This is a genomic window from Anabaena sp. CCY 0017, assembly GCF_963920885.1.
GTDB lineage: Bacteria > Cyanobacteriota > Cyanobacteriia > Cyanobacteriales > Nostocaceae > Nodularia.
The window spans coordinates 1-3,486 of the sequence record NZ_CAWUDG010000061.1; the positions used below are offsets into that span (position 1 = coordinate 1).

Consider the following 3,486-nt stretch of genomic DNA (forward strand, 5'->3'; position numbering starts at 1 on the left):
AGTGGCGTTATACGCAAACCTGATGATGTTGGGCTGTATAAACTCTTGTGCTGCCTCTGGAGCTTCAGCCTGTTTAGCTGTTGGTGGTTGCGGCGCTTTTGAGTGGTGATTTGGCTGTAATTCTGACATTTTGTCCATCCTCCTTGATGTGTAGTGGAGGAATTGGAGCTATCCGGTGTAGTAATCTTATATACAAGCTTTTGAAAATATAAAAAGATAAAATTCCTGAGTGGCTCTTTCTATCTGGGTGGCCAGTGTTAAAATGGCTTAATACTCCAAAAGATTTGATAAGATTGCTATTAGGGATATTAATTAGGCTCGTCAAAACCCAATCCCCAATTCCAATGTAATGGAATCGAAAAATGAAAACCTTGTTGTCCATACCGGACCACGGGTTTTCGGTATTTATCCTATTGGTAATGATTTAACCAAGCCCTAATAAACTCAGTTACTTTCTGCTCCTGAATCACAAAAGCAGTGCCTTTTCTTCTGAGAGCCAAAATTTTCATGCCTTCTATCTCCGTATAAAGATGTTCATTGTGATTTGGAGCCGCCTTGGTAGGAGGCCATAAAACCAAAACTTTTGCTGCCGGTGTTTTTGTTGCTTCCCTTGAAGACATTGCAAACAAGTCTCTGTTTTTGTTCAGCCACTTTTCGTAATCAGCTAACTCAAGCAATGGACAAGGTTTCCACGTAGTCAAACCCCTCTTATTCTTCTTCCGGATCTGTAGAATTTCCCTTGCTTCGTTGTAGACTACCTCCCGATCTCCAAAAGAACGAATGGAGATAAACAGGTGACTTCTGCGTGGAAACCTCACAAACAAGTCCAGAGGGTTCTTGTCTTCGATTTTTTGGACTGGAAAGATTTGTGTACCAATACTTTTAAACTCATCCAAAAGTACGGTTGTTAATTTTTCCAGACGTGCAAGTTTCTCAAGTCGGATCAACGGTTTATAAGCCAATGCAAAAGCAGCCCAGCCAAGCGGATGAACCATGCCGCCTGTAGCAAGTGCAGTACCACCAGCAATTAGAGCCAGAGCGGACTCATAATCTTTCGCCTCCCTAAGCCACTTTAACGCCGGTTCATTGTGCGGCGGAAGTTGAAAATCGGCTGTTGAGGATTTCATGGCCAACATTGGAGAGACCAGATATTCATATTAATAGTACCTTTACTGATGGTAATCCTTGACACGGCATTTTTTATCAAATAGTCATTTATTTAGATGGAAAATTAAATATGTTTCCCTTATGCCCACTTGCCAGAGGGCATGAAAAGGGCATGAAAAACCGGGGTATTTTGGGGTAAATTTTACATTGCAGATTTATTTCATTCTTTGCGTGGTAAGGGTCGCAGTGGCATTTGAAATGTATGTGCAAGTGCCATTTTGGGGGTGCGACAGGGAATAAAGGAGCGATTTTGCGTGTCGCATTAGCTGAAAAGCTGATTCTACTGTTGTTAGCGACAGCGATTTTGCATTCGGGTTTCACGCAGAATCATTTCAAATTAATCAAAATTCACCCCTAAATCTACCCCAAGCGCGGCTTCAATTTTCCGAACAATGTCCTCTGTTATTGGGGATAATGTCGCCTCATTTTCTATTTGATGCCAGTAAGTTCTAGACACCCCTGATTCCTTGCAAATACTCACCAGAGAGCGTTTATCCCCCTCCCTAGCCTTTTTAATCCGTTCCCCCAAACCGGGGAAATCTTTATAAATAATAATTGACCGCTTTACTTGCACTCTAGGCATTTCCATAAAATCTATTGATTCAGTTTACTGTAAAATGTACATAGCTAGTTGACAAGTATCTATAGACAGTTTACACTGCTGACAGATGTAATTCATCTGTATCTGATGCCTATGAAGCAATCAAGCGAAACTTACTACCGCCAAACTTATCAGGCTGTAGCTGGTGAAGTTTCTAATCGTAGGTGGCGAAATCTGCGGAGTGAGTTAGAGCGGTCAGGAATGTCTGTCACGGTCAAAACCTTAAAAATGTTTGCACAGTTTAAGACATTGCACCCACGCACCCCAATCACGAAGCAAGCGATCGCCACTTACGAAAGTTTTCAAAATACTTACGCTGATTATTCTGATTTTACTGGCATTGAATTGTTAGAAATACTCAGAACAATCAAACCTCACGTAACAGACCGAATGCTGATAAATGCTTGGTATAAGGCACGTTTACAGTTTTCGAGAACTGCCAACTATGACTTTAATCAAGCATCAAAAATAGTTTTTTACACCGCAATTACTAGACCATCTAGCAGGATTTACAAATGAAAGAACTCAAGAACAAAGTAGACTCTATCCGCCGAACTCTCAAGGCTAAGGGTATTAATGAAGTAACAGCCACCCAGATAGAGGCTAAAATTTTAGAACTTTGTCCAGACTTCCCAGATGATTGGTGTTCTGACATTCGGACAGAAGTAATTAATAATTTAGTCGCTGATTTGAAAACACCAGAACTTGAACACACCGAACTTGCACCAGTTGAGTCAGAATTAGAAACAACCCCATCTCTGGAAACTTCCGAAGAACTGCAAACAATCGCACCTCTAGAGACTCCCAAAGACTTGGAAACAATCGCCCCTCTGGAGACTTCCAATCACCTCGTAGAAAATACCCAATCTGGTGAATTAGCACTGCAAGAAACTTCTGAATTAGTTGCATCTACTGCCGAAAGCATGGGTATCGCACTAAACATAGAAGACGTTACAGCCATAGCTGAGAACTTCGATTATGCCAGTACAAATTCAGATGATGAACTGGAAGAGATAAAAACTGCAATCACAGCCTTTGTCCAGCACAAAGCCGCTTTGAGTAGGCAGAAAATCCAACATATTGTGCAAGAAGTTAAACAGACAATTCACAATCTGGACGCTGAAAATTCCGAACTGCTAAATGATGGATTAAGGAGCATAAGCCAAGATATCAAAAGCGGTTCCGAACGCTTTCGCCAACAAACAAGACAAGCCCTCAAAGTATTTGCACTCCCACCAAGTAAGGCAGGATAAAAGCTTTGTAATCAGTTTTAACCCTTCAAAAGCCATATCCATCATTCTGATAATTTCATCCCTTGCTGCTGCACTCGTAGCCTTTGATAACTACCGAGTTACTAGGCATAGAGTCACCAAGCCGGAGTACCGAGAATTTCAAGATCCTAATATTTATTTGGAGCTTCCCCAGTGGTTCAAAAAATGACTGAAAGTAAGGAACTGTCAACGCTAATTAACCAATCCCTAGCGCTAATTGACCAAATCCAGAAGCACCCAGACTTTCACGCAGTAGAGTACAGCCCCGATTTAACTTTAGGAGATGCCCAGCAAGCATTGCTTGAACTGCATTGGCAGACTTTACCACAGTCCCAACCAATCAAAAATTTCTCACTTCAAAACTTAACCACTTGAGAAAGTGCGATTCCTACGTGTAGCGAACTGCAAACATAAACGCTTCAAACTGCAAACAAGGCGATTTTGAAA

General features: G+C 41.5%; 5 protein-coding genes. 3 read left to right on the forward strand and 2 right to left on the reverse strand.

Going from position 1 to position 3,486, the window contains the following annotated elements; genetic code table 11:
* Positions 1-410 precede the first annotated feature (410 nt).
* Both ACM0OW_RS25580 and ACM0OW_RS25585 read right to left on the reverse strand, forming a co-directional pair.
* Positions 411-1,136 carry a hypothetical protein gene (locus ACM0OW_RS25580; RefSeq protein ID WP_414553512.1) on the reverse strand — a complete coding sequence of 242 codons (726 nt, stop codon included), beginning with the start codon at positions 1,134-1,136 and terminating at the stop codon, positions 411-413.
* Between the two features lie 368 nt (positions 1,137-1,504).
* Positions 1,505-1,756 carry a helix-turn-helix transcriptional regulator gene (locus ACM0OW_RS25585; RefSeq protein WP_323216029.1) on the reverse strand — a complete coding sequence of 84 codons (252 nt, stop codon included), beginning with the start codon at positions 1,754-1,756 and terminating at the stop codon, positions 1,505-1,507.
* Between the two features lie 105 nt (positions 1,757-1,861).
* Here ACM0OW_RS25585 and ACM0OW_RS25590 point away from each other — a divergent pair, with 105 nt between their 5' ends.
* The 3 genes from ACM0OW_RS25590 to ACM0OW_RS25600 all read left to right on the forward strand — a co-directional run bounded on the left by ACM0OW_RS25590 (position 1,862) and on the right by ACM0OW_RS25600 (position 3,414).
* The gene (locus ACM0OW_RS25590) at positions 1,862-2,287 is read left to right on the forward strand and encodes a hypothetical protein (RefSeq protein WP_414553514.1); all 426 of its coding nucleotides are present in this window, start codon (positions 1,862-1,864) and stop codon (positions 2,285-2,287) included.
* Positions 2,284-3,021, forward strand: a complete 738-nt coding sequence (locus ACM0OW_RS25595; RefSeq protein WP_414553516.1) for a hypothetical protein — start codon at positions 2,284-2,286, stop codon at positions 3,019-3,021. The genes ACM0OW_RS25590 and ACM0OW_RS25595 overlap by 4 nt, the downstream gene beginning before the upstream one ends.
* 183 nt (positions 3,022-3,204) lie before the next feature.
* Complete coding sequence (locus ACM0OW_RS25600; protein WP_414553518.1) at positions 3,205-3,414, forward strand: hypothetical protein; 210 nt, start codon at positions 3,205-3,207, stop codon at positions 3,412-3,414.
* Positions 3,415-3,486 lie beyond the last annotated feature (72 nt).

Bases quoted from the DNA above. Each gene is read 5' to 3' on its own strand.
- ACM0OW_RS25580 (WP_414553512.1), bottom strand. From the start codon at position 1,136: ATGTTGGCCATGAAATCCTCAACAGCCGATTTTCAACTTCCGCCGCAC.
- ACM0OW_RS25585 (WP_323216029.1), bottom strand. From the start codon at position 1,756: ATGGAAATGCCTAGAGTGCAAGTAAAGCGGTCAATTATTATTTATAAA.
- ACM0OW_RS25590 (WP_414553514.1), top strand. From the start codon at position 1,862: ATGAAGCAATCAAGCGAAACTTACTACCGCCAAACTTATCAGGCTGTA.
- ACM0OW_RS25595 (WP_414553516.1), top strand. From the start codon at position 2,284: ATGAAAGAACTCAAGAACAAAGTAGACTCTATCCGCCGAACTCTCAAG.
- ACM0OW_RS25600 (WP_414553518.1), top strand. From the start codon at position 3,205: ATGACTGAAAGTAAGGAACTGTCAACGCTAATTAACCAATCCCTAGCG.